Source organism: Salinirubrum litoreum (assembly GCF_020567425.1).
Taxonomy (GTDB): domain Archaea; phylum Halobacteriota; class Halobacteria; order Halobacteriales; family Haloferacaceae; genus Salinirubrum; species Salinirubrum litoreum.
In genome coordinates this window covers 1-25218 of sequence record NZ_JAJCVJ010000004.1, presented here as the reverse complement: position 1 = coordinate 25218, position 25218 = coordinate 1, and the positions used below count along the sequence as shown (strand labels likewise).

The following is a 25218-nucleotide window of genomic DNA, read 5'->3' as shown; positions in this document are numbered from 1 at the left end:
TAGGGCCTTAACTCAATAACTTCGAAGAACACGGCATCGGGACGCTGGATTCGGCTCCAACACGATCCGACCGAAAGGATCGGCAGGGCCCGCGGTCGTGACTTCTCAAGGACTTGGTGAAAGCGAAGAGTTGGCATTTCTACCCACCGTTGCGCGGAGTTCGAGTGGATCAGACTATAAATAGAGCCTGATGGATAAGACGGAGCCATTCTTTCTCTGCCAAACATTCATTACGTATGAATATTCGAAGCCTCGTTTGGAACAGTATCGAGCGGCGGCCACGCGCATTGGTGCGACTCCTCATCGGGTTCTTCGTGATCACGACATTCGCTGTCGTCGGAACGATTGTCGCTGACCTCGTATCAGTGTCAGTCGTGCAACCACTCTCGTTCGGCTACCTTGTGCTTACCACACTTGGACTCGGTTTCGGGGCCGTCATTGGAGCCCTCGTAGTTGCTCGCTATATCGATCAGCGATCGCTCACTGACTACGGGTTCCGAGAGCGAACGGCATGGGGGCGTGATCTCGTGGTTGGTGGCGGGCTAGCCCTCATCGCGCAAACTGTCGCTGTCGGTGTCGCGCTAGCCGCCGGGTGGGCTGTCGTGGTCGATACAATCGTCGCCGGGTCGGAAGGATTCATTCTGGGACTGCTCGGTGCAGTGCTCCTCTTTGCAGTCGTCGGCTTCTACGAAGAACTCGTGGCTCGTGGGGTCATTCTGAAGAACGTTGCCGAAGGGTTTGCGAACTATGGGACGGTCCCGGCTGTCGTCGCTGCCGTCATCATCTCCAGCGTCGTGTTCGGTATCGTTCACCTGGCGAACGCCGGCGCCTCACTCGTCGCTGTGGGCGTGATCGCAGTTATTGCGATTACCGTCGCGGCGAGCTACGTGTTAACTGGTCGACTCGGGCTCGCGATCGGGTTCCACGCCAGCTGGAACATCTCGATGGGGGTCCTGTTCGGCCAGCCCGTGAGTGGCATCAATCTCCCAGCCCGGATCCTCGCCCTCGAAGTGACGGGACCGACCAGTTGGACTGGCGGGGCCTTTGGTTTCGAGGCCGGATTCTTGGGTGTGGTTGCAGGCGTTGTCGGACTCGTCGGGGTCATTGCGTACGTCTACGTCGTCGAGGGGCGTCTCCGGATACACCCCGACCTGCTCGTTCCCACCCTTCGAGGCCGAAGTGACGAAGAAAACGCTGCGATACGTGGCGACAGCCGCGTTGATGACGTACACGCCGAATCTAATATCGACGTTAGCCACGACGGGAGCCTTGCTCCCGAGAAGTAGAATCCAATCTGCCGTGATGGGGTCCCCCCAGGCTAATTGGAAACACCGTCGAATACTCCATTCTATGCCCGACTCGTTAGCCACCTTGTCCTGATAGACCCGGTTCAGGTTTTTACTGCTCGGATAGGGCCAGCTCGAGACGTACATAAAACACGGATAGGTACGGCGAGCGCAATCTTGGAACTTTGACCCGTATCAGACCCTTATGAGTCAATTCGATTCACGACCTGTATTGCTCGGTGGACTAGAATTCGCGCCACGTGATGATGGCACTGGCTGGAGGGGCCCGGATGGCTGTTGAACAGGCCGCCCCCAAATTCGAGGTGCCGCCGGACGTGTACCTCGGCGCATTCGTGGTGATTACGTTGGTCGTTAGCTGGTCGGTAGCACTACTGACCGTCACCGATTCGATTCCAGGTTACACGACGACTGTGCTGATGCTCACCCCCGCTGTCGTCGTTCTCGCCCTCCGACGGATCCAGGGTCAGTCTATTGTCAGAGCGATTGTGTCCTCGATTCGCGGTGCGACCATCCCGTCGCTCGGATTCGCGTTCCTCTACCCGGTCCTGTTTATCGGCATCGTCGGTGCCATCGCCCTCGCGAGTGGCCTCGGCGTCTACCAGCCGGGCCCGCAGAACTTCGTGGTCATGGTCATCGAACAGTTCGGGTTCGCCGTCCTGGCGATAGTCCTGTTCGAACAGCTCGTCAGAATGTACGGCGAGGAGCTAGGGTGGCGCGGTTATCTGCTCCCTGCACTGACTGAAAAATGGGGACGAGTGGGTGCGACAGCAGCCGTGGGGGTCGTCTGGGCACTGTTCCACTCTGCATTCCTCTACCGGGCGGCCGCAGTGACCGGTGTCGGTGACCCCGTCACCGTTGCTGTCGTCCAAGCCGTCGCCGTGTTCGCCGTCTCGTTCCCGTTCGCGTACTGCTACTTCCTCTCCAATGGGAGTGTCCTGCCCGTTGTCATTCTCCACCTCGTCTGGAACATCCTCAATCCGTGGGTTCTGGGAAGCATCTACGCGAACGAACAGGGGTTCGTTGCCGGCGAGGTCTTACTCCTCACTGGCGAAGGGATTCTCGGGGCGGCTCTCGGTCTCGTCATGATCGCTGTGTTCATCGTCCTGTTCAGGCGGGGGGTGTTGATCCGGTCGTGACCCTCCGGTCAATGATCGATCGTCACCGAGAGCCGGGTATTTAAAACCCGGATTGATACGGCCTGCATCTACAGGGATTATCCTTCCGTATATAGACCCGAATAAAGCGGACGCGTCGTGCTTCGTTGCGGTGTTCACCATGTCGACTTCAACTTACAATCAGCCGGACGTACAGCCCCGAACTACCGATAGCCCGCGATGGGCGATTCTCGTCGCTCTCGGGCTACTACTCGCCGCAGCGATTGCGCCGCTGGCCATCGTCGAGGGCTTCAAACTCGTGCAGGCGCAGTTCGGGTACGGTGGCGACCTCGCGGTTACGTACATCGGCGGTGGTCTCCTCGCAACGATAACGATCGGCCTGATTGGCGTCACGTACTACCGCGTCCGACCGGTTACCGTCCACGTGCCGCGATGGCTCCCGACGTTGCACGAGAGCGGTTGGATCGTCGCGGGTATCGCCATTTCGTTTGTCGCCGCAATCCTGCTCGGGATCGGGATGCAGGTGCTTAATGCAGTACCACCAACGAACTTCCTTACCGCTGCAGCCTCCGACCGTCCCGTTCTGGTGTACGGATTTGCGCTCTTTGGCGTACTGTTCATCGTCGGCCCCATTGAGGAGTACTTCTTCCGGGGAATCGTCCAGGGTCGCCTCCGCGAACAGATGGGGCCAGTACCGGCCATCGCCATCGTCTCCATCGGCTTCGCGCTGGGCCACGTTCCGAGCTACTGGATCGGCGGATCGGACCTACTCTCGCTGGGCGTCTTCTTCGCCCTTGTGAGCATCGCCGTCGCCTCGGTTATCCTCGGTGCGATCTACGAACGGACGCAGAACCTCGTCGTGGTCATCGTGATCCACAGCCTGATCAACGCGATCAGCGTCAGCCTGGCACTGGTCGCCGCTCTCGGAGCGTGATCGAGGGATGCAACTGAGATATTTCCAATCGCGCCCGGTGCAGTTGTACGTCGGCATTCTAGCGGCGATGCTTGTGTTCGGCGTGGTCGCTCGACCAATAGTCGAGACACTTGTCCCCGACCTCTCGGTCATCGGTATCCGTGTCGTCCTCAACTGGCTGTTCGTCGCGCTCGTCGTCGGCCTGGTTGCCTGGCTGGGCTGGTGGCGGAAGGTCCGGCTGACTGCACCGATAGCGTCGGGCGGCCGCCGGTATCTCCTCGTGTTGGCCGCACTGTTGCTCGTCCCGGTGGGAGTGACCCTCGCGCTCACCCCGGCGCCATTCGCAGTCCCGGAGTTTACCATCCTCGATGGACAGCCCCTTTCGACGGCCGGTGTGATTGTACTTGTCGTCGTCGGGTTCGCCCTCGGGGCGGCCGTCTCAGAGGAACTCCTGTACCGGGGTGTCGTCCTCCGGAGTTTCGAGTCGCGGGGCCGAATTCCCGCGGCGCTCGCGGCGAGTTTCCTCTTCGGCGCTTCCCACCTTTCCCAGCTCGTGGTTGGGGTACCCCTGAGTGAAGTGTTACTTGTCAGCGTGTTGAGCGGTGTCTCCGGGATTGGGCTCGCTGCGGTCGCGTTCAGACTGGGGACACTGTGGCCGCTGGTCGGGTGGCACTTCCTCCAGAATTCCTTTCCGGCGTTCCTCACCGCCGAGGCGATGGCGGTGTTCGTCCCCGTCAACATCGCCGTCGTCCTCGGGGTCGCCATTCTCGGGACGTGGCTCCTCTGGACTGATCGTAACATCAGGGGTGTTGACGGTGAGATACTGGCCGATGCACCCACTCAACCCGATGGGGGCGAGATAAAGCCGTGAACCGGCGCAGCTTCCTCGGCGCTGTTGCTAGAACCACGGCAGCTGGGGCTCTCATGACGCTGGCTGGCTGCATTGCTCGGAAGGCAGAACCGGCGAACTCACGGTGATTGTCACGAACGAGGACGAAATCATGCATACAGTCGCAGTAACTGTCACGAACCAGGCTGGTGACATCGTCGAATCGCTCGCCGGCGAGGATATCGACCCGGGTATAGGGCGAATGTTCACCAGCACAGGGTATGCCGACGACACCTATCAGATAGCGACTGAAGACGATCGAGAGGGGCCTCCCGTTTGGAAGCAGACCACGCAGTGGTCGAATCTGGCGGCGTGTCCTTCGCTGGTGTTCGAACTACGGCTGACCAACCAGAACGGCATCAGGAACGTCGTCCCATTGGAACGGTGCGAGTCGTCATGAACATACGTCGGCTGCTGCGTCCGGGGACACAGTCCCGAGGGCTTCCAGGAAGTCTCTTTGTGATTCACGCTGAGGTCGCCTCCTCGACTGCCACCTCGAACCGATCGAGAAATGCCGGGTCGTACGCCTCCTGGACGTGATTCACGTTCCAGAGCCCTGACTCGCGACCCCAGATACTGTATCACCTGATGGAGTGCATCTTGCGGACAGGTGTGTCGTCCAAGTCGGAGAATCCCATCATCGGAATATCGGTCATCCGCGTCGTAGTCTCCTCGAGAGACCGTATTGAACGATCAGCGGCAGTCCATCATCGGCCGAGGAGTCCGAAAGAAGCGGTGTGTGAGACAGAGAATCTGCTGATCAAGAAAACGAAGACAGAGAATCCGAACCCGCAGGTAGTGAGGAATCTAATTCGGTTGTGAGCAGGCGTTCCGCAGGGTACTAGCAGTCCTCAATATTCGGTCACGCGCAGATCGTCCAGTCTTCATACCTGTATGAGCACTAGATGTGATCGATAGACGGAAACCGATGCTCAAGATTTCATGCTACTCGATTTCCCAGAAAGCAGAAATATATGTCACAGCTGTTCGTCGAACGTCCGATCGCTCATTCAGGAGGTATACGCCCCCAGATGTCCGAATTCGGGTAATACGCGTTCAGTCACTCTCCACCGCTGGGAGCCCCAAACACCGCCTCACCTCGGCCAATCATCGCCATCGAACCCGCATACACCCCGCTTCTTTCGGACTGCTCAGACGATGCTCACCGAGCGGAGAATCGTTCAACGGTGCTCTCGTCCCCGTAGACACCGTGATCATCCTTGCTGACGATGTTGGAACATATCGAAATCACGGACAACACCGGTCCATTGAGAGCGACAGATCGAAGCTATTCATCGGTGAGTTCTCTCCGGAGCGATTCGAGTGGGAACACCGCAGACATCCCCGGAGCGTCGATAGAGTAGTTCTGTGGCGGAGTCGTCTTCGCGTAGGACTTCGTAATCCGAGGCTCACCATCTGCGGGGTGGTTCAGTGCGTGGACGACCCGGTAGGCGTCACGCGTGGACATGACGACCCAGATCGCCTCATCTGGGTCACACGCGGCCATCTTGTCGTAATCCGAGGGAGCTGCTTCAGCGAGGTCGTTGTTCACCCGTTCGACCTCGACGGTGATCCTGATCACACTCTCGTCGTCGAGTCCGACGAGATCGAGGCGATCCTGCTCGATCTCATAGTAGGTCTCGACACTGGTGACAGCAGACTCCGCGTCTGCGACGTACGTCTGTTCAAGCCACCGCCTCGCAACCTCGACGCCGAGGATGTGCTGGGTGGACTCACCGAGGTCGCCCTTGCCATCGCCGAAATCGAGTCCCTGTCTGTGCCCTTCCCCGATCTCGTGACGACCGTCAGCGGTGACCGTGTAGAGGCGGTGGGGATGATCGGTGTCCTGTCTGAGGAGATCAGCCTCGAGGAGTGCCTCGACGTCGTCGTGTTCGATGCCGACGTACTCCTGGAGGCGCAGCATCGAGTCTGTGAGGAGGTCGTACCCTGGCGGCCCATACCGGAACTGAGAGGCGCTGTAGACGACCTGCAAGAAGAGCAACTGCTGGCGTGACCACGCACTCGCGTCGAGTTCCTCGGGACTTCGCTTGAGGTGGACCGTCGTGATCGGGACGTCGTCGGGATCGACCTCCGCCAGTGCGTGACAGCAGTCGATCGCCCGGGAGAGGCCTTCGTCAGTCGGATCGTAGCGATTCGAACACGTCGTGCAGACGACTGCGTGTGCGTCCCTGTCGTAGGTGACACACGTGGGGAGCCGCTTCGTGTACGGCAGGAGGCTGTCGATGGGGGCAGCCCGCGATGCTGCCTCGGAGTCGCTGTCTGTGGCGTCAGTCTCGGTCGCGTCAGTCTCGGTCGAGTCGCTCGTCTGCGCCTCGTGAGCCGATCGAGACGGTCCCGTGGCCTGCTCTGCTTCGGCGATCTCGACACCAACCGTGCGGCGTGTGCGTTCATCGAGTGCAGCGAACGCCTGCTCGAAGCGGTCACGCATCGCCGGGGTGGGCGGTGCGTCTCCCTCCGGGTGGCCAACGGGGAGCGGGAGCGACTCGACGAAGAACGGTCGCGGACGCGACTGTCCGAACGCTGAGGGAAGTTTGAGCACCCACCCACCGTTTTCGAGACTCGCGAGTCGGGTCTCGATCTGTTTTTGCTCCATCTCGTCGGTCTCGAGCACAGTCGCGATATCGTCCGATTTCGCGATCGGCCCCACGAGAAACGTCTTGACGTTCGACAGTATCTCATCGAGCGTTTTGGAACTCTTTCCTTTGGCCTGGCTCGCGAACTGCATCGACAGCAAGAGCGAACAGTCGAAGCTGCGGCCCTTCGAGAGGAGTTGGTCGAGGAGTTTGGAATCTGCGAGAAACGACGCCTCTTCGATGTAGATGTTGACGAGCGGCTGTGTCTCTTCTTGATACCGACTCCGCTCGACGCGTCGCTGGAGGGCTGCCCACAGCATCGAGAGGAGGACGGTCGTGAGGTCACGACTCGACTGCTCGTTCAGCCGGCCCATATCCAGAATCACGAGGACGTCCTGGTTCAGTAGTGCATCCAGATCGAGGTGTGGCCCATCTGGCTCACTCACGTGATTGAATATGTGTGCGACACGCGAATCCGCGATTGGTTGGCGTATCTGCGTCTTCGCCCCGTCTTTGACACCCTGGAAGATCTCGGGCTTGAGCGAGTAGAGGTCTGCATACGTGTCTGTCGCCCACATCGTCGAGACCGGTGGATGTGGCGCGTCTAACTCGAGTTGTCGCAACAGCGCCTGCATCTCGCGGTGACTGAACGCTTCAGCGCCGTGGACCGGATCGAAGCCAGTCTTGATGAGCGCCTGGATGATAGTCGATGCCCACTGTGCTGGCTCCGTGTTCTCCTTTGTGTTCAGCAGGTCGACGATCTCGAGGTAGTGGGCGATCCGGTCGTTGATCGCCGTCTCCCGTGTGACGCCCGCTTCGAGATCCGAGCGAATGTCGAAGAAGCCGATCGCGGGGACGACCTCTGCACAGTCGAAGTACAGGACGTTATCGAGGTCGCCGTGTTTCGCGTAGTGGAGCATGAGCAGTTGCCGCGTGAAGCCATCGCCTTTCGGGGCGATGACGATGTCAGCACCGTCGGTCGCGACGTGATTCGCGAGAATCCCCGTCTCCCCAGACGTCGTCTTCCCAGAGCCAGTCGATCCCAGAATCGCCATGTGTTCTCGCTGCAGTGCCGGTGGCACGCTGATCGGCTCTGTGTGCCTGCTGGTCTGCTGTGAGTCACACGTTCCGAGGGGGAAGCCCTCCGTCCAATAGCGCTCTAACACACGTTCCGGCGGAAGGGTCACTGCAGTCCGGTCGCTGTCGATGATGTTCAGTGCCCGATGGACTGCGGGGGAAACTGCATCACCATCGAGTAAGAGAAACGAGCCGAGTTCACGCCGGTCGACGACGAACGACCGGTAGGGCCGTGCCCCGAGTCTAGGGATGAAGCGGTGGAACCATCGCCGGAACGGGTACGGTGTCCGCTCGTGTATCGCCTGGAGGAGTTTCGTCCCGGCAGCCTTCGACCCGGGCGTGTCTGTGCCGTCACCGACGTGTTTGCACTCGACCCACGTGTACTTCGTCTCGACAGGCGAGAAGGACTTCACCACCTCTTCACAGAGTGCGAGGCCTGCTGTGGTCGCCGCGGCCGGGTCTGTGTTTACGTCGTCGGGGTCTGTGGTGTCTGGTGAGTGTGTCGCTTCTGGTGTCGCCTCGTCGTCGGAATCGGCTCGAGGATCGGCATCACCATCGGCATCAGGGTCTGTGGTCGCTTCTTCATCTGGGAGGAACACCACGACTCTGCACTCGACGTCGAAGGAGACCCGCGTGTCACGCGCTTCGATGGCGTCGATCCGTTCTTGAATGTCTGGATGGACACGCCGTGTCTGTGTTTTCTGGGATGCGTCGTTCTCGGTACGGCGATACGACGGCGTACGAGCATCTGACTGAGGGAGTTCTTCGTAGGGGTCACCGAGGAACGGACCGATGGTCGCCTCGAACGCCCGCTGGGGAAGCGTATCACGCAGTTCGATGAGGCGGGTAATCCGCTCTTCTGCACTCCGCCGCCAGTCGGGTTTCGGCGTGACCAGTAGCTGGACGATCGCAGGATAGGGCGAACTCGTGAGTGCCTCACAGACATCAGAGAGTGGAACCCTGAGATCTGTGACTGTATTCTGTGTCGTCTCACGTCGCTCACGGTTACTCGTGAACTCTGCATACGGCGTGAGTGCTGTCTGCCAGTCCTGTGACCGCTCACCCATTCCCTGGAGATACCCGCCGACGAGACGGTGTGAGACGGCTGGTTGCAGGGCCGTCTCTGTCGGTTCGTCTGGTGTGACCTCGTATCGCGTCGGAAGGAGTCGGCCGAAGAGTCGATCCAGTGGGATATCTGTGCCCGCAGAAACCGTATAGGAAATCTCTGCATCCTTGCCAGCACCGCTCGTCAATCGGCACTCCAGTGGCGTCTCCGCGTTCAGGAGAGCGCTGTGAAGCCGTGTGATCCCACTCGCTGCTGTGTGTGGATCGAGCGGATCTGTGCTCGGACGGATCCGGTAGCGTGGCGTGGTGGTTGTTGACACGATAGCGTGTGGGTCTGGATGAAAGTGATATAGGTGTATCTGCACCTGTCAGGGGCTCTGTCACAGGAATCGCCAGAAACGAGAGACGGTCGTGTAGAGAGGGTCTCGGTACTGTTCGACAGGAAGCTAGCGAGTGGTTTGTGTGCTACTCAGCACACCTGCTGTCTGGATCACACAGTTGCAAGGAGGAAGCACGTATACGATACCTCCGGTGGAAGGCTGTCACTCGTCTTGGACTGTCTTCAGGTCGAGCCGTGGAGCAACCGATTCGTACGCCTCATCACTCGAAACGATCGTGTCGCCATCAGATTCGACGAGGTGGAGCGCATCGAAGGGAGTGAATCCGTGGTCTTCGACGTAGCTTGCAGCTGCGACGACGGTATCCACGTCACCACGAACGTCCAATAGGGCAGCCGCGTTTGTGACGACTCGTTCCGTATCTCGGTCTTCTCGGTATGCAACCATGAGAAGTTCGATGAGCGTGAACTGAGACGTCCACAGCTCGTCCGAATGCTCGCGATAGACGGCCTCTGCGGCGTCCCCGAGCCAGTCTTCGTCCTTGATGAGTGCCAGCAGGAAGTCTGTCTCCGCGTACATTCAGCGTCCCGCCTCGTCCAGTGCTGCGGTACGTGCGTCCTGGCGGAGCTCTTCCGCTGTCTTCTCAACGTCCGCGAACTCAGAACGGAGAGCATCGAGTGGATTCTCATCGATTGGAATCAGCTTGATACCATCGTGCAGTTGGACGATGTGGTAGTGGTCGCCGTACCGCTCTCGAACCTCTTTCGGCAGCGTGAGGCGTCCGCGAGCGTCCAGCGTCGCTTCGGACATACTCCCATCTACGGTGGGCAAGTACAATAATTTTCCCACATTACGAACTTCTGCCCATCCTCGTGGACTTCTCGCGTTTGCTGCATACACCCGCTGTATCGTTCACGCTTCACCCATCAGTCAGTCATCGACCCACGACTGAAGTCGTGGGCTTGTCCGTGGACTCCCGGTCTGACGACGAAGCGTCGTAGGCGGTGTAATCGCCGTTCCCGTTCAACGTCCCAGATTTGAGGGCGAGATGACCGTCGCCCAACCCAGAGGGGCGTTTGCCCTCCGGTAAAGTTAGCAGTTTCAGACCAATGTTCTTCGCCGCGTTGTAGTCACCATCAACCGAGTACCCACACCCGTTGCACTCGAACCAGCCGTCTGAGCTACGATTCGTGCTGGACTGATGGTCGCACCTCGAGCAGGTCTGACTGGTAAACGCAGGCGGAATCTGCTCGACGCGAATCCCGTACTCACTGGCCTTGTAACCGAGCATCTCTTGGAGTTCGCGGAACGCCCAGTTGTGCATCTGACGCCTCACTTGGTCGTTCCCGTTGTCCATCCGCTCGCGGATGTGGGTTAGCCGCTCGACAGCGATGTACGAACAGTCGTTGGTGTCTGCCTCTTCCACGATGCGTCGAGAAATTGTGTGCAGGCGGTTCAGCACGAAGCGGGTTTCTCGCCCCGACAGTCGCCGGAGTACCTGCTTGGCGGAGCGAGTGCCTTTGTGCTGAAGGCTTCGACGCACCCGGAAGTAGTGGTTCTGCCCCCACAACAGTTCGCCACCATCGTAGAACGATCCCGTACTGGTCACGGCGACGTTTTTCAGGTTCAAGTCCACGCCCAGTACCTTGTCACCGTCGCGTTCTTCGACTTCTTTCTTGATGACGATGTGAAGGTAGAACGCTTCCTCGTCCTCGCGGTAGTGGAGCGTTCCCATCCGTTTCTCGTAGTCGTCATCATCGAGGTAGGACTTCTGGTAGTCACCGAGAACGTAGTCTACGGCGACCCGACCGTTGATAGTCGAGATGGTGGCCGACCTATCCTTGATGGTCAACGTCCGTTTGTCGTAGACAGCGGACAGTTCGTTGAATTGAGGGAGTGGTCGGCTGGTACCCTTCTTCCAGTCTGCGACGGTGGACTTCATCGCTTCGACGGCTTTCGAGTACGCGCGGACGCAGAGGTTTGCGGGGAGATCTGTCTCGTCTCGCAAGTCGTGGTACACTTCGTCGTGTATGGTGGACTTGTTGAGAATGAGGTAGCCGTCGTTGTTTCTGCCGTGCTGGACGGTGTAGTTGCTGGCGTGGTTGAACTGCTCGATGGTCTGATGGAGGTCTTCCTGTCGGTCTTTTGGAACCGAGAGTTTGACCGGAATGGTTCGTTTGACCTCCATCTGCAACTTCACGTACGGAGTAGTGTTATATAATTCTATGAATGGCGTGGGGGAGTCGGGGTGCTGTTGCTCATGGGTTGTTTCAAGCCTTGTCAGATTCCTCCCACGGCTAAAGCCGTGGGCTTCCTCCTTGCATCTGTGTGACGCCTCGGGACGCTCCGCTCGCCCGCCCTGTTCGGCCAGTGGCGTTCACGCCCTCCCGGCGTGCCAGCGGGTTGGCCTGTCGAGTTCCGTGCAGTGGCACGGAACTACCGGCGACAGGCACACTCCGCTGGCCACTCCACTGGCCGGGGCGGCCGCGCGTAGCTGTGTGTGTCGAACGAAGGCCCGCCGCTCGCGCCCCAGAGGGGCGCGCCGAAGGCGCGAGCGGCGGTGTCCGTGTTGATGTAGTTGGGTCGAGTGAGAGAGCGACGGCTGGAGAGTCGTCGTGTTGGAAAGGCACCGAGTGAGTGCCTTCGGAGTTAGGACTCCAATGAGTAGTACGAAGAGCGGCAAGAAAGCAGTATCGACGAGAGAGAAGACGACCGACGATGCGTGGGAGTTCGAGCGTGTCTCGGTGGAGTTCCGGGCGAGCGTGTCTCAAGAGATCCAGGCGAAGATCGATTATTCGGACGAGCGGGAGCTGGCCGATGGACGGCTGTTCGGACAGACGCAGGAGGCGTTCGAGCGGATGTGCGGTCGGGAGGCGGAAGTCGAGCGGACGCGGGCACGGACGGATCGGAGCCAGGAACCGGGTCGGGAAGGTGCGGCGCGGTACGTGACTGAAGTAGCGAACGAAAAGCGGCGCGAGGCATTTGCAGCGCGGAGAGCGAGTGTCGACCCGTGGGCAGATCCGGAGATCGTCGATCCACGAGAGACGTTGGAGCGCGAGGAGTTAGCGGGTGTGAACAGAGAGGCGGCGCGGTTGCACAGGCGGTACGACGACGTGAGTCGGGCAGCCATCGGACGGGAACTGGGCGAGCGCGTTGCAGAGGGGCAGAGTCTTCTGAGCGCGGTCGTGGCGGTTGCAGAGCGGCTTCGCGAGCGGCCCGGACGAGTGGTACCTGTCGGGGAACTCGACGTGGTGGACGCAGGGGAGGTCTGTGTGGAAGGCGTGATCGAACGGCTGTGGTCGCCATCACACCCCTCGATTCAGTGGGTCGGACTGTTAGAAGACAAGACGGGACGGGTGAAAGTCACCTCGTGGAAACGGTCGAACCAACCCACTGTGCGAGAAGGAGAGCGCGTGCGGATTCGGGCGGCCGCGAAGAACTGGTACGAAGGAAGTGTGTCGCTCGCGGTGACTGGCTGGTCGGGTGTCACCTTCCCCGGACGGGGACGCTACTGGGAATAGCACCACTCTCGGATATTTTGTTGTTTCTGTGAGGTTCGAACCGGGACGAGTAAGTGCCGGGGTCAGTGAATCTCAAGTATATTTGAATACTTTTCCGGAATAACACTACCTACAGTTTGTTACTGTGATGGAACGGATCTACTGGATGAATTACTCCATTCTATTTTCAGAAATCTATTTAATGCGATGTCTCATTCCGGCCTTTAATCGCGTGTTAGCTCCCGGAACTCTGGATATCGGGCGTTAAGGTGCGACGAGCCATATGCAACCACAAGACCCCACCACAGACAGTGGCAACGCTACAGAACAAAACGAGCGCACTACCGGTCACCGCTGGGTGCGGGGAGTCGGTCTCCTCGCGATCGGATCAGTGCTCTTCTCGCAGCCTGCAGCAGCACAGAGCGTTATCTGTCAGGATACCTCGGGCACGCTTCCCGGGCTGGTCGAAGGCGCGATCCTGTTGATCGTCGGCGTCGGCATCATGGCCGCGGTGGTGATGTATTTCGCTGATACCCTGATGCAGATGCTCGTCATCACCGGGCCACGTCGCGAGTCCGTCGACGCTCACAAACGGACGGTCTACCGGAGCGCGGCAATGTTAGTCGTCGCAGGTCCCCTGCTTGCCGTGATGGGTCCAACGCTCGGTCTGCCCTTTGCAGACTGCGTCGATCTGATCCCCTTCTGAGCGATGACGGGGATTTTCGCGATGCAAACGGTGAGCCTCGGCGTCTGTCTCGGCTTACTCGTGAGTCTGCCACTCGGGACGGTCGCGGTGAAGTCTGTGGATCCCGTCGACTCGGTGGTCCAGACTGGAGCGACCGCACAGGTCGGCGACCCCACGACGAACGGACTCACTCGCAACGAGACGGCGACGCTCTTCTCGGGTGACGTCGACCAACTCAGCTTCGAGAACGTGACGAACGAGACGGCCACCGAGACGCTTTCTCGACTCTCCGACTTCGCCTTCGCGACGCCTCCGGAGACGGCACACCACTGGTCTGCCGGTGCGTTCGAGCGTGTCCGGGCTGGCGGTGCTACAGAATCAGTGGCACCTGCAGATGCGACACTATCGAACGACCGCTTTCTGAAAGACGCGCACGTGTCGGTCTTTGGCGTCCACCCCACGACGTGGGTTCATGCAGACGATGGCGAACCAGTGCGGCACATCGCCCCGAACGGCACCGTCCGGGCGCTCGTCGACTACCGGGTTCACGAACCCGAAGATAGCGGTGACCCCGGACTGAACGCGACTCGTCGTGTGTTCCGTGTTCGGGACCACGGCGTCGAGTCCGTGCGGCTGACCGCCGTGCGAGACGGTGAGGAGATTCTGCTTGACGAGACGACCGGGCAGACACCGTCGTTAGTGTATGACCTGACTGACGAAGTGGGCGGTCCAGTCACGCTTGCGGTCGAAGCGGACATCACGGTCACCGTGCAGCGGTACCGTGAGCGAGGCGTCTGCTGGCCGTGGGGCAACGAGACAGTCTGTTCGTGGGAGACGGTCGATAGTGATCTCCTGACGGAGACACTGACGGTTCAAGACGACGTCAACGCTGAACTCTACCAGTTGAACGTCTCGGCGTCGACGGTCACGTACCCGGACGGCGACCGGGGCGTGGCGACGTTCTACTCGGCCCCGTGGCAGGGGCTCTCGGTCGAAGGGAGTGACGACCCCGAAGTGCGGGGCGTCTGGCGCTTCTACACGGCTCGCGACCAGACGTGGGACGAACTCTCCGTTCGGAGTGTAGATGGTGCTGACTCGCGTGTGACTCTCCCTGAGGAGCGACCTGTCGCGGTCCATGCGTATCCCTCGCGGATTGGCCCGCGGGTGACCGACCCCGCGACGTTGGAGATCGTCCAGGTGTGGGGCCTCGAACAGCCCTCACCCGAATCGGCGATGGACCCGAACGTGAACGTCGGTGTCGTCACGGAGCCGTACACCGCCTCGTACGGCGTGGCCACACGGATCGGCGTGGGGACGTCGAACGAGACTGCGGAGACACAAGCCGTGGTTGCGACCGGGATCGTCTCGGGTGTCGAGGCTCGTGGCGTGACGAGCACGGCGGCGGTGCGTGAACTCCGCGAGAGTGAACTGTCAGCGACCGTCCTCGAGGACGCTGAGGAGCCGCTTCGTGTTCGCCTCGAACTCACAGACGCGAGTGATAACACGCCGATCGGTCTCGATCTGGGTGTCGAGGATCCACGGTACGACCGGATTACGGGGCCGGATCGTGACGGAACGATCGAGATCGCCGGGCAGTCAGTCCAGACGAACGATACTGGCGTGGTGATCGTGGAGGTCCCGGAAGCAGGCGTCTACGAGGCACGCTACGAACCGGGCTCGTGGCTGACACACGACCCAGCGTATACGGCCTCGACAGCGACCGTGCGGGCACACCCATTGACCGAACTCGGCGGGTGGCTGACCGCCTTTGCCGTAACGCTCGGACAGGCCGTGCCGTTCCTCGCTGTGGGCTTTCTGGCGTGGCGAGCCGGCCTGATACTCCGGAGGTGGCCATGACGTACTCACGACGGACGGTCCTTGCTGGGATCGGGATGGCCGCGCTTGCCGGCTGTACTGGTGAGGGTGTTTCACCTGCTGGATCGAGTAGTGGTGGCAGTGGGTCGAATGAAATCGCTGCGACCGTGGAGGGGGAGACCATCCAGATCGAGGTCCTCCCAGACACTGTCGAGTCGGTCAGCGTGATCGACCCGGAGGGTCGCCTCTGGACAGAGCGGCCCGTCCCGGCCGGTGTGACTCGCGTCGATGTCGGGCTGGATGAGCGCTACACGCCTGGGGAGTTCCGTATCGTCGGGGCGAGTGGCGGTGCAACGGTCGCCGAGACGCGACTGGAGATCATGCCGGACCTGCGAATCGTGGAATTCGATGTCGGCCGGAATCAGCCCGAACGGATGCCAGAGGGACTTGGTAGTGTTCGAGACATCGAATCCCTTGTTTCCGTAGAAAATCGTGGGACTGGGCCTGAATACGTCAGAAGGTTGCTGTTCAACGGAGATGTTCCGTACCCGACCACGAGAATCGAATCTGCTTCAGATCGCACGACAGGAATATTCGGCGAAACAGAGCCTGTTCTCATCGCATCTGGAGAAACGATTACACTGTTCAGCTCGACAATTCCATTCTCGTTAGCAGCAAGCAGGACGATTGACTGTGAGAGTGAGTTCAGTGGAACAGCCATCGTATCACTGATTCCGAGCGTAGGGGCTGAGTCTCTCACTACTGAGTTCCCTGTTCTTTACCGTCCGTCGACGGACGCGGATGAGTGTGATGTTACGATTGAGGTGGGGTGAGTGGTCGATCTTATCGATTTAGGGGTGAAGTGGTTCACCGATATCATCGACATGGTATCGACCACTTTCAGAAGTGGTCTTGAGGAAGGCTACCGGGAGTTAGGGGGGCTCCTGTTCGGTACGCCGGTTCCGGGTGGCTCTGTCGAAGACATCTTCACGCCACCATCTGGCGGTCAGTGGAATGTCCTCTACGATACACTGATCGGCGGAGAAATCATGCAGTACTCACTGCTCCTGTTAGTGATCACGTTCTATCTCCACCAACTCGTCAGAATCGTCGACGTGACAGGGGCCTACCGGGCCCGTGCCGCACAGCGGTCGATCTGGACGGGTGGTATCCTCGTAGTCACGTGGTACTGGCTCGCCGCACTCGCCTGCTATCTCGTGAACGGACTGACTGTGGCACTGCTCCCGAGCCTCGGGACAATAGGCGACACACTCGTCGGTTTTGCACAGGTAACGGTCACGAACTGGATCCTCGCACTCGGACTGGCGATCATCGGCGGAGTCGCCATGTGGGCACTCGAAGCGTTGCTCATCATTCGATACGTCCTGTTGTACGTCTACCTGCTGGGGATGCCCCTGCTCCTCGCGGTCGGCTTCTCGAACGTGCCCGTCCTGTCGGCACTCGCACGCGGACTCGCCCGACGATTCGTCCCGCTTCTCGTGCTCCCACTGCCACTGGCACTCCTGTTCAAAGCCTTCGACCTGTTCGTCCAGGCCGATGCCTTCGGCGACCTGCTGTTCGTCAGTGCGTACGTCCAGACGCTCGTCGCGGTCGCACTGCCTGTCCTCGGCCTGCTCGTGACGTGGCGACTGTTCAAAGACGCCTCGCCACTCACCGCGAAGGTGATCGGAGCGACCACTGCAGGTGTGGCGACAGTCGGTGCTGTCGTCGGCCTCGCCAGTGTCGCCGGGCCGGGTGCGGCGGCGACAGCAGGACGGTTCGGTGCCCGTGCAGGTGTGGGCTACGCGGCGGGGAACCGACTCGGTGAGCGATTCCGTGGTGACCCACCGGTGACGGATGCACACGGCCAGCAGGGCATCCCCGCGTACCGCAGAACAGAGAACGATCCGGGGGTCCAGTAGTGACTCGGACGACTCGACCACAGGCGGATTCGGACCCAGAAGCGACGGCCGCAACTCGCCGGACTCTGGCGACGCTCACACCGGAGCGCCGTGTCCCCATCTTCGGGCTTCGCAGTGGTGACGCACAGGTGCTGGCTGTCGGGCCGGTGGCCGGCCTGTTCCTCGTGAGCATCTTCGGTGCACGGGGACTCGTCATCCCTGCAGTACTCGTCGGGCTGTTCATCTCGATTGCCCTCGTTTTCGCCGCACCACCGCACCTCACTGCCGGTGCGTGGGTCAGGACGCTCGGTCGGTACTACCTGCGCCGACCGAAGCTCTCGCTCGCAGACGAGCCCGAGCGTGGGACCGGCCGTGTCCCCTTCGTTCCCGCAGAATCGACACAGGAGGTGACGAACATCGGCCGTGCGTGGCCCGGTCTCGCAGCGGTCGAACGCACAGACGGGACACTCGAGGCCATGGTCGAGATCGAACCCACACCGATGGGGTTTGCGCTGCACCCCGACTGGGCGAGTGTAGAGTCGACGATCACCGAGTTCGTGAACGCCGAGGCGGAGTTCCCACTGAAACTGCACGTCCGAACGCGGCCGTTCCCGGTCGAGACGGTGGTCGGGTCGGCCGATCCGGGGACGTCGAGTGGGGCGTTCACCGCAGCCCGAACACGACGAGTCCTCACAGACGAATATCGCCAGGAACGATCGGATGCACTCGCACAGAGTACGCACCCACAGTACTTCCTCGGGGTGTCTGTCTCACCAGTCGAGGTGTACGAGCGAGACGCACAGGAGGGCACACCAGCAGAGCGACTCGCAGGGGTGCCACTCCTCGGTGTGCTCGCCCGGACGGTCCTCCGTGGCCGGGAACCGCTCTCCCCGCTCGAACGCCGTGAGCGGATGGCAGAGAAACTCGATGCGAGAGTCGAGACCCTCCAGACCGAACTGTTCGGCCACATCCCCGGCTGGCGTGCCCGTCGACTCTCCACTGTCGAACTCTACGAACTGTGTGTCGAGTTCTGGGGTGGTGAGCCTGCAGACCGGTCTGTCCGAACCCGCACGGCGGTCGGTCGAGCCTCACGAGCAGCTCAGACACCGGCTGCGCCAGACGGGACGATAGAACGCCGCACGGCTCGCGCTGTCGCACGGGGGGATGGCGGGGCGGCCGTGGAGGCGGACGAGGACCGGACGCCCGCAGAGGCCGAATACGAGCACCTCACGGAACTCGGCGAGTCACACGCTGACGACATCGCGCCTGCAGGGATCGAGTGGGGCACGCGCACAGCACGGCTCGACGAGACGTGGACACAGACGCTCACTATCGAGGGCTATCCAGATCTGCTGAAAGACGGTTCGCTGTCGGGCCTGTTCGAACTCTCGGACGTGTCGTACGCACTCACCATTAATTGGGAGCCGATCGATCACGAACGCGCTCGGCGAGAACTCCAGCGGCAAGCGGACGACCTCGAAGCAGACGCCCGTCTCGAAGAGACGGTCCGCGGTGGGTATCTCGCAGAACGGAGTCAGCGGGCCGCCCAGACGTACGCCGCAGTCGAGGGTGGGACGCGTGTGTTCCACCAGTCGATCTACGTCACCGTCCGGGCAGACGACAGAGAGACACTCAGGGAGTCGGTGCGACGGGTGCGCCAACGGCTGCGTGAACAGCCTGCTGGGTTGACGGCGAAGACGGCCATCTGTGCACAGGATCGCGCCGTCCAGTCGGCTGCACCGGTTGGTCCGGACGTCGCGGACCGGTCGGTCGTCGCACTCGGCGGAGCAGTCGGTGCACTGCTCTCGTCTCCGCACCGGCCGACGATGCTCGAATCCGAGGGAATCGAACTCGGGACGGAGAGTCGGACAGGTACGCCGGTTGTCGTCGATCCGTTCGCCCGGGCGAACGGGTATGCCACGTTCCGGGTGGGTGATCCCGGGTCGGGTAAATCTGTGGCCGCGAAACAGGCCTTCTTGCGGACACTATTGGCAGACGAGGATCGCCTCGGTGTGATCTTGGAGCCGCTCGGAAACTGGGCGAGCGTCGCCGAGGCACTGGGCGGCCAGCGCGTGACGGTCGGTGGGACACTCGGTGTGAACCCGCTCGACATTCGGGCGGTCCCAGCGAGCGTCCAGCGGACGATGGGTGCAGACGCCAGTCCGTTCGCCGAGAAGCTGAACGACGTCTTGTCCTTCTTGACGAACTTCTTCGCCCAGCGGGGTGTGACGCTCGGCGAGCGTCGTGTGACACTCGAACTCGCGCTGATCGAGACGTACAAGCGGGCAGGCATCACCGAAGACATCGAGACGCACGGTGCGGAGAGTCCCACCCTGCGTGACCTTCTCGACGTCCTCTCGGACATGATCGACGACCCCGAGGCGTTCACCGCCCGTGCAGTTGCTGCAGAAGCAGAACAGCTGGTCACACACGCCGAGACGCTCGTCTACCAACTGCGAGTGTTCGACGAGGGCGAGCGGTACGCGAACATCGGCGAGCCGACCGCGTTTGATCTGCGTGAGGAGTCGGTGCTGTATCTCGACTTGGGCCAGCAGGAGGGCTCCATCGGCGAGGACACCGGCCTCCTGATGCAACTGCTCATCTCGCAGGTGTACGAGCTGGCGAAGGAGACCGACCGAGAAGTCGTGTTCGTGATCGACGAAGCGCGATACGTTCTGAAGGACGCAGCGTCGTTGTCCTTTCTGGAGACGGTGTTTCGGCATCATCGCCACCACGATCTGTCGATTCGGTTGGTGACGCAGACCGTCGATGAGTTCTTCGACCGTCCCGAGGCGGAGGCGATCTTAGATCAGTGTGCGGTGAAGCAGTTCCATCGACTAGACGGGATGGACGCACAGTGGGCAGAGGAGTTCGGGCTGAATCCTGCGCAGATGCGATTCGTCCAGGAAGCACTGCCCGGTGATCCAGTGCGTGGGTACGGTGAGGCGCTGGTTGGTGTCGATGGTGAGTGGTACGGGATCGAAGTGCGGTTACTGGCTGGGGAGTGGAAGGTGATCGAGTTCGATCCACAGGTGGGCGATGTGGCGACGCACCCAGACGGACAGAGTGAGCACCTACCGCTCTGAACACTCCTGGAGGTGTGCGGGTAGTCCACCTTTAGGGACAGGTTCGCCACAGAACGAGCAGGTTTCCGTTTCTCCTGTGTCGAACCCCGACTCGTCGGACGCTGATGGCGACTCGAAGAACTCGGCGATGACGGGACGACAGGCATCGATCCACTCGCGTCCGTAATTCGACAGTTGTCTGCTGGCGGACCTGTACGTCTGTGCGTCGACGAACTCAGGATTCGCCTCGAAGAAGCAGCGGCAGACGTCCTCCTTTTTGTGCTCTGGAAGATACGCGATTTTGACGCTCTGGCCGCCTGCTGGTTGAGTGTCGCCAACACCACTAGTGAGACGGAACAACCAGACACCCTGTTCTCGATGATAGCTCTCTAAGCGAACGGGTAACTCCGAGCGTGGGGTCGGGCCGTTCTCTTCGAGATACGGTGTAATCGACTCCGACTCTGGCATCGTTGTTCGGCATCTTGTGTGGGTGATTGAAAAATCCACCTCGTCCACCCCCTGTGGTCATTCCAGCGCTCCCGGTTGCGCTTCAGTCACGAGTATTCATCTCGAGTTCTGCGAGACGCACCGTCCGCCTGTTTGTTCGCCCCCTGCGGGTGCGGGGCTCCCCACGTGAGGTCCCGTGCAGACCAATGACCACGAGACTACCGACACCTGAGCGATGCGGCGAGACGGACGACCTGAGCGACGACTGCCCGGAGTGTGGTAGCCCACCGGCGACCCTGCGTGGCGAGACGACGTGTACCCAGTGCGGACTCGTCATCGCCGAAGACTATCTTGACCGGGGTGCAGAGTGGCGTGCGTTCGACGCTGAAGAGACGAGGACTCGTTCGCGTGTGGGTGCACCGACGACACCGACGATGTTCGACCGCGGCGTGTCGAGTCAGATCGGCTGGCGTGGTGACGCCCACGGTAATCCACTCTCCTCACGTAAGCGGCGGCGGATCGCCCGGATGCGGACGCACGACCGGCGAGCAGTCACGACCTCGAAACGCGAACAGAACCTGCTCCGGGCACTCTCTGAGATGGCACGGCTCGTCTCCGCTCTCGAACTCCCGAGGGCAGTCCACGAAGAGGCGAGTGTGCTGTACCGCCGTGCCTACCGCGAAAACCTCCTGCAGGGCCGAACCATCGACGGGATGGTCGCCGGTGCGGTGTATGCTGCGTGTCGCCGCCAGCACGTCCTCCGAACGACCGACGAGATCGCAGCTGGTTCATCGGTCACCGAACACGACGTGCGGTTCAGCTACGGCGTGTTGAACGTCGAACTCGGTCTCGCGGTCGAGCCAGTGAGTCCGCACCTGTACCTGTCGCGACTGCTGGGTGAGATGGATGCCTCTCCTGTGGTGCGGTCCAGAGCGTCAGAACTCGTCTCACTCGCACTGGATTCGGGCATCGCGACGGGCAAGAACCCAGCCGGTGTGGCGGGTGCTGCGTTGTACCTTGCGGGTACCGAGCGGCTGCAGAATGCCACGCAGTCGGATATTGCAGCCGCAGCAGGTGTGACGGTAGTGACGTTACGGAAGCGGTACTACGACTTGCGTGACCTCGTCGGCTCTGAGTGAGCACCCTAGATTTTCTATGCGCCTCGGCGGGCGGAGGCGCAATAGATGCCAACAGAGAAGTCGGCGAAACAGGTCGGTGTCCCGAGTGACACGGACGAGTTCCGGGAGCACTGCCGAGATCGGGAACGGAGAGACGACCTCCTGCGAGAGACGATCAACCGATGGATCGAGGAACTCGAACAGGACGTTGAGGAAGCAACGGCAAGCGAGCAGTTCGCCGAATGGCTCGACGTGCAGGCACAGTTTCACGATTACTCGTTTCGCAACTCGATTCTGATCCGAAGACAGTGCCCAGAGGCGACTCACGTCGCCGGCTACAGAGCCTGGCAAGACCTCGATCGACAGGTCCAGTCTGGCGAGCAGGCGATCTGGATCCGTGCACCCATTCGAGCGCGGGTGTGTCCCACCTGTGATGACTCAGTCCAGGGTCACGGCGACTGCGATGAGCAGGCCCCGACTGAAGAGTGGCCACAGAAAGTCGTCGGCTTTCGCTCTGTTGCGGTGTTCGATATCTCCCAGACCGAGGGCGAGCAACTGCCCGAACTGCGGCGAGAGGCTCACGGTAACGCGGACTGGCTGGTGGAAGCCCTCCACCAGATCGCCGATGACTGGGACATCCCGGTTCAGATCATTGACGAGTCGGAGTGGCCGCACGGCTCGGCATGGGGTGCCTATGGGACGACAGAGGAGCGAATTGATCTCCGAAATCGTGAGAATACTGCGGATCTCGCTCGGACGTTCTTACACGAACTCGCACACGCCCGACTCCACCCCGAGGTTCCCGTAGACGCACAGCAGGCAGCCGCCTTCGAACTCGATGCAGAGGCGACGGCAGCCATCGTTGGACGGCACTCAGGTCTGGATACGGTTGGGTCAAGATGGTATCTCTCTGCGTGGACACACGACGAGAATGTCTCGGTCACTGATCGCTGTGAGGTGATCGCTGTGACTGCGCGGGAACTGATCGAACAGATCGACAGGAAGGCTAACGACTGATCCCGGCGGCGATGTACTGTTCACCTGCAAACGGGTGCGACTCGTCACTCACTATGAGGTACGGCCGTCGAGAAGTATTCCCGTATGGGTCCGCGGCGACGACGACACTGCCACGCTTCAGCATCAGTTGTCACTCGCTTCAGCATCGACATCTGAGAGCCCAGCGTCCCAGTCGGGATTCATATCGTAGTGATCGCCCTCGAACTGCTCAGCAACTGCCCGAAGGCCAACTTTGCTGGCTGTTTGGGCGTTGTACGCCTCGATGTTGATCGCCCAGTACTCTCCTTTATGTCGGACGAGTCCTCGCTCTTCGAGTCGACTCAGCGTCGTTCCAACACTTCCTCGAGGGATTCCGAGTTCGTCGGCAAGCTCGCTCGGTGTGAAGCCGAGTTCGGGGTGCTGTGCGAGATATTCCAGGATCTGCCGCCCGTTCGTCCCTTCGTTCGGAAGGTCATTGGGATGGTAACTCTCGAAATCGACGGGCATTGTAATCTACTGTAATTGTGTGCTAAGAGACGTAATCAGTCCTCTGGTCGGGGACTCCCTCGATTGGCGGGCAGTAGCTACCCATCGGGGTCGCCAACAGTGGACGTCAGCAACACCATTGAGACGGATTTACTTCGTCAATGCTCCGAACACACCAGCTGTTTTTCGCCCCCTCCGGGGTGCGGGGGAACTCCCGCGAGATCATGTCGACGACGACACCACACCAGCGACGACCGAGAGATGCAGTCCGGGCTACCGGACTCGACCCGATGGACCCACGCACCGACCGTGCGTTGACCGAGCAGATGACGCTCCGGTCTTGCGGCCGGTTCGCCTACGAAGTGTACTCTGAGAGTGGGAACACCTACTTCGTACATCTGGGCGCGGAGGCGTGTACCTGTCCGGACTGGCGGAAACGCCACCCTGAGAACGGCTGTAAGCACCTGCGACGGGTGCGACTTGAACGGGCACGCCACGAATAGGGCTCGTAGGTGAACGAAGACTCGGGAGAACTCACCACCATCCCGGACTTGGGCGGCATCGTGATTCGTGACAGGCGACGTTCAAGCGGGACGACCGTCCAGAGGTGTGACGACGCAGGGAGGCCGAACAGTTCCCGCTGTTTGGCGACGTAGAGGCGGGTCAACAGGTGCTCAGTTCGGCTCAGGACTGTCTCCCTGTTCTTGGCTCGTCCAGAAGAGCGGCGGCCGCGTATAAGATAATACTTTAAAGTATCATACTCTGAAGTACGATAATGGAAAGTATTATTAGTCGAGAGCGAAAGGAGCAGCTATGCCGGACTTCGTCAACCGGAGTGAGGAACTCTCACGTCTCCGGGAACTCTACGATTGACCTCCTCCCGCGTCTAAAGTCGCGGGAATCCCACCATGGGATTTCAGGCCGAGCGCGGCCCTAAGCTTTCAAGACGCATACGTTCCAAGCGTCTCTTGCTGGGTGTCAGCATCGGCTTGGCTGTCTTGTGGGGCGGTCAAATGCCCCCCGTCCTCAGCCGAGTCATCGCCACTCGTGTGTTCTCTTGAATGGCTCTCTCCGCTGAGGTAGCGGTCTGCGATGTTGAGCGCGGCGTTCACGTCTGCGTGGTACTCCGAAACCCAACACCTCGAGTTAGAACACGTGAACGTCGCCTGCGTCGGACGGTAGCCCTGTGCTCCGCAACAGTGACACGTCTTCGAGGTGTACGCAGGATTCACCGTCTCCACACGAATCCCCTTCTCAGTCGCCTTGTAGCGAATCTGTGCGTGCATCTTCGCAAAGCCCCATCCGTGAAGGCGGCGGTTCATGAACGCGCCGTAGTCCATGTTCTCACGGATGTGCGTCAAGTCTTCCAGAACCAGAATGGGGTTCTCGAATTGGTCGGCGTAGGCGACGACCTCCGACGTGACCGTGTGGAGGATGTGGTCGATGTGTCGCCACAACTCATCGCCGTAGGACTCAGCGATTCGTTCGCTTCCGCGTTGCTGAAGGCGTCGAGCCGCCGTGAAGTACGTTTCACGGAGTTGTCGAATCGCCTTGCCTTCTGTGTTCCAGAGGTTGGGTGCAGTCGGGGAGCCGCGCTCGTCACGGTGACACACCGTTAACAAAGAGGCTTCCCCGATGTCTACCCCAATCGGCGTCTCCGTCGAACTGGTTTCTCGTTCCTCCACGTCTCGTGTGGCGACGATGTGGAAGTACCACTCACCGTCACGGTGAAACAACCGACATTCGCCCATCTTCGCGTCTCCTGCGTGCAACGCTTCCAACCACTCCCGCTGTTCGGGATTCGGTTGTGCGGGCAACCAGAGGTGGTAGTCGTCGTGGTGCGGGATTTTGACGTACCACTCGATGGCGTTCTGTGGCTTGTGGTCGAGCTTCGGGCCTTCGTTCGT

The 25218-nt window shown here is 60.6% G+C and carries 22 protein-coding genes; 14 read left to right on the top strand and 8 right to left on the bottom strand.

Going from position 1 to position 25218, the window contains the following annotated elements; genetic code table 11:
* Positions 1-290: 290 nt before the first annotated feature.
* The 6 genes from LI337_RS18685 (at position 291) to LI337_RS18660 (ending at position 4624) form a co-directional block, all read left to right on the top strand.
* A complete protein-coding gene (locus tag LI337_RS18685; RefSeq protein WP_227231446.1) occupies positions 291-1286 on the top strand; it encodes a CPBP family intramembrane glutamic endopeptidase in 996 nt (331 codons plus the stop codon).
* Between the two features lie 290 nt (positions 1287-1576).
* The gene (locus LI337_RS18680) at positions 1577-2443 is read left to right on the top strand and encodes a CPBP family intramembrane glutamic endopeptidase (protein ID WP_227231445.1); all 867 of its coding nucleotides are present in this window, start codon (positions 1577-1579) and stop codon (positions 2441-2443) included.
* A 139-nt stretch (positions 2444-2582) separates the two neighbouring features.
* Positions 2583-3356, top strand: coding sequence for a CPBP family intramembrane glutamic endopeptidase (locus LI337_RS18675; protein ID WP_227231444.1), 774 nt, complete (start codon positions 2583-2585; stop codon positions 3354-3356).
* A gap of 37 nt (positions 3357-3393) precedes the next feature.
* Complete coding sequence (locus LI337_RS18670) at positions 3394-4206, top strand: CPBP family intramembrane glutamic endopeptidase (protein ID WP_227231443.1); 813 nt, start codon at positions 3394-3396, stop codon at positions 4204-4206.
* Positions 4203-4313, top strand: coding sequence for a twin-arginine translocation signal domain-containing protein (locus LI337_RS20340; protein ID WP_227231442.1), 111 nt, complete (start codon positions 4203-4205; stop codon positions 4311-4313). Before LI337_RS18670 ends, LI337_RS20340 begins: the two co-directional genes overlap by 4 nt.
* A 23-nt stretch (positions 4314-4336) precedes the next feature.
* Entirely contained in the window at positions 4337-4624 is a 288-nt protein-coding gene (locus tag LI337_RS18660) for a hypothetical protein (protein ID WP_227231441.1), read from the top strand.
* Positions 4625-4688: 64 nt separating this feature from the next.
* Here the strand turns inward: LI337_RS18660 and LI337_RS20375 are convergent, their stop codons facing one another.
* The 5 genes from LI337_RS20375 to LI337_RS18640 all read right to left on the bottom strand — a co-directional run bounded on the left by LI337_RS20375 (position 4689) and on the right by LI337_RS18640 (position 11486).
* Positions 4689-4799, bottom strand: coding sequence for a GIY-YIG domain-containing protein (locus LI337_RS20375; protein ID WP_465269962.1), 111 nt, complete (start codon positions 4797-4799; stop codon positions 4689-4691).
* A gap of 713 nt (positions 4800-5512) precedes the next feature.
* The gene (locus LI337_RS18655) at positions 5513-8308 is read right to left on the bottom strand and encodes an ATP-binding protein (RefSeq protein ID WP_227231440.1); all 2796 of its coding nucleotides are present in this window, start codon (positions 8306-8308) and stop codon (positions 5513-5515) included.
* 1194 nt (positions 8309-9502) lie between these two features.
* Entirely contained in the window at positions 9503-9877 is a 375-nt protein-coding gene (locus LI337_RS18650; protein ID WP_227231439.1) for a PIN domain-containing protein, read from the bottom strand.
* Positions 9878-10108: an AbrB/MazE/SpoVT family DNA-binding domain-containing protein gene (locus LI337_RS18645; protein ID WP_227231438.1), complete on the bottom strand. Its 231-nt coding sequence runs from the start codon at positions 10106-10108 to the stop codon at positions 9878-9880.
* A 124-nt stretch (positions 10109-10232) separates the two neighbouring features.
* Positions 10233-11486: an RNA-guided endonuclease InsQ/TnpB family protein gene (locus LI337_RS18640; RefSeq protein ID WP_227231437.1), complete on the bottom strand. Its 1254-nt coding sequence runs from the start codon at positions 11484-11486 to the stop codon at positions 10233-10235.
* A gap of 472 nt (positions 11487-11958) precedes the next feature.
* On the opposite strand from LI337_RS18640, the gene LI337_RS18635 reads away from it, so the two are divergent.
* The 6 genes from LI337_RS18635 (at position 11959) to LI337_RS20335 (ending at position 20285) form a co-directional block, all read left to right on the top strand.
* Complete coding sequence (locus LI337_RS18635; RefSeq protein WP_227231436.1) at positions 11959-12819, top strand: DNA-binding protein; 861 nt, start codon at positions 11959-11961, stop codon at positions 12817-12819.
* 262 nt (positions 12820-13081) lie between these two features.
* Positions 13082-13504, top strand: coding sequence for a DUF7985 family protein (locus LI337_RS18630; protein ID WP_227231435.1), 423 nt, complete (start codon positions 13082-13084; stop codon positions 13502-13504).
* Between the two features lie 21 nt (positions 13505-13525).
* Entirely contained in the window at positions 13526-15340 is a 1815-nt protein-coding gene (locus LI337_RS18625) for a DUF8186 domain-containing protein (RefSeq protein ID WP_227231434.1), read from the top strand.
* Positions 15337-16131: a hypothetical protein gene (locus LI337_RS18620; RefSeq protein WP_227231433.1), complete on the top strand. Its 795-nt coding sequence runs from the start codon at positions 15337-15339 to the stop codon at positions 16129-16131. Before LI337_RS18625 ends, LI337_RS18620 begins: the two co-directional genes overlap by 4 nt.
* A complete protein-coding gene (locus LI337_RS18615; protein ID WP_227231432.1) occupies positions 16132-17220 on the top strand; it encodes a TrbL/VirB6 family protein in 1089 nt (362 codons plus the stop codon).
* Positions 17220-20285 carry a VirB4 family type IV secretion system protein gene (locus LI337_RS20335; RefSeq protein WP_227231431.1) on the top strand — a complete coding sequence of 1022 codons (3066 nt, stop codon included), beginning with the start codon at positions 17220-17222 and terminating at the stop codon, positions 20283-20285. Before LI337_RS18615 ends, LI337_RS20335 begins: the two co-directional genes overlap by 1 nt.
* Here LI337_RS20335 and LI337_RS18605 read toward each other — a convergent pair.
* On the bottom strand, positions 20274-20732 hold the full coding sequence (locus tag LI337_RS18605) for a hypothetical protein (protein ID WP_227231430.1): 459 nt from the start codon (positions 20730-20732) through the stop codon (positions 20274-20276). The two genes, LI337_RS20335 and LI337_RS18605, sit on opposite strands and share 12 nt — an antisense overlap.
* A gap of 185 nt (positions 20733-20917) precedes the next feature.
* Between LI337_RS18605 and LI337_RS18600 the strand changes: the two genes are divergently transcribed.
* Together LI337_RS18600 and LI337_RS18595 are read left to right on the top strand one after the other, a co-directional pair.
* Positions 20918-21850, top strand: coding sequence for a transcription initiation factor IIB (locus LI337_RS18600; protein ID WP_227231582.1), 933 nt, complete (start codon positions 20918-20920; stop codon positions 21848-21850).
* A gap of 45 nt (positions 21851-21895) precedes the next feature.
* Entirely contained in the window at positions 21896-22846 is a 951-nt protein-coding gene (locus LI337_RS18595) for an ArdC-like ssDNA-binding domain-containing protein (RefSeq protein ID WP_227231429.1), read from the top strand.
* A gap of 123 nt (positions 22847-22969) precedes the next feature.
* Here the strand turns inward: LI337_RS18595 and LI337_RS18590 are convergent, their stop codons facing one another.
* Positions 22970-23332 carry a MarR family transcriptional regulator gene (locus tag LI337_RS18590; RefSeq protein ID WP_227231428.1) on the bottom strand — a complete coding sequence of 121 codons (363 nt, stop codon included), beginning with the start codon at positions 23330-23332 and terminating at the stop codon, positions 22970-22972.
* A 920-nt stretch (positions 23333-24252) separates the two neighbouring features.
* Positions 24253-25218, bottom strand: a 966-nt coding sequence (locus tag LI337_RS18585; RefSeq protein WP_227231427.1) for an RNA-guided endonuclease InsQ/TnpB family protein, incomplete at its 5' end; no start/stop codon positions are given.

Excerpts from the sequence above, each read along its gene's own strand:
- LI337_RS18650 (WP_227231439.1), bottom strand. The coding sequence starts at position 9,877 with ATGTACGCGGAGACAGACTTCCTGCTGGCACTCATCAAGGACGAAGAC.
- LI337_RS18675 (WP_227231444.1), top strand. The coding sequence starts at position 2,583 with ATGTCGACTTCAACTTACAATCAGCCGGACGTACAGCCCCGAACTACC.
- LI337_RS18660 (WP_227231441.1), top strand. The coding sequence starts at position 4,337 with ATGCATACAGTCGCAGTAACTGTCACGAACCAGGCTGGTGACATCGTC.
- LI337_RS18595 (WP_227231429.1), top strand. The coding sequence starts at position 21,896 with ATGCCAACAGAGAAGTCGGCGAAACAGGTCGGTGTCCCGAGTGACACG.
- LI337_RS18680 (WP_227231445.1), top strand. The coding sequence starts at position 1,577 with ATGGCTGTTGAACAGGCCGCCCCCAAATTCGAGGTGCCGCCGGACGTG.
- LI337_RS18620 (WP_227231433.1), top strand. The coding sequence starts at position 15,337 with ATGACGTACTCACGACGGACGGTCCTTGCTGGGATCGGGATGGCCGCG.
- LI337_RS18625 (WP_227231434.1), top strand. The coding sequence starts at position 13,526 with ATGCAAACGGTGAGCCTCGGCGTCTGTCTCGGCTTACTCGTGAGTCTG.
- LI337_RS18635 (WP_227231436.1), top strand. The coding sequence starts at position 11,959 with ATGAGTAGTACGAAGAGCGGCAAGAAAGCAGTATCGACGAGAGAGAAG.
- LI337_RS18605 (WP_227231430.1), bottom strand. The coding sequence starts at position 20,732 with ATGCCAGAGTCGGAGTCGATTACACCGTATCTCGAAGAGAACGGCCCG.
- LI337_RS18630 (WP_227231435.1), top strand. The coding sequence starts at position 13,082 with ATGCAACCACAAGACCCCACCACAGACAGTGGCAACGCTACAGAACAA.
- LI337_RS18590 (WP_227231428.1), bottom strand. The coding sequence starts at position 23,332 with ATGCCCGTCGATTTCGAGAGTTACCATCCCAATGACCTTCCGAACGAA.
- LI337_RS18645 (WP_227231438.1), bottom strand. The coding sequence starts at position 10,108 with ATGTCCGAAGCGACGCTGGACGCTCGCGGACGCCTCACGCTGCCGAAA.
- LI337_RS18640 (WP_227231437.1), bottom strand. The coding sequence starts at position 11,486 with ATGGAGGTCAAACGAACCATTCCGGTCAAACTCTCGGTTCCAAAAGAC.
- LI337_RS18600 (WP_227231582.1), top strand. The coding sequence starts at position 20,918 with ATGACCACGAGACTACCGACACCTGAGCGATGCGGCGAGACGGACGAC.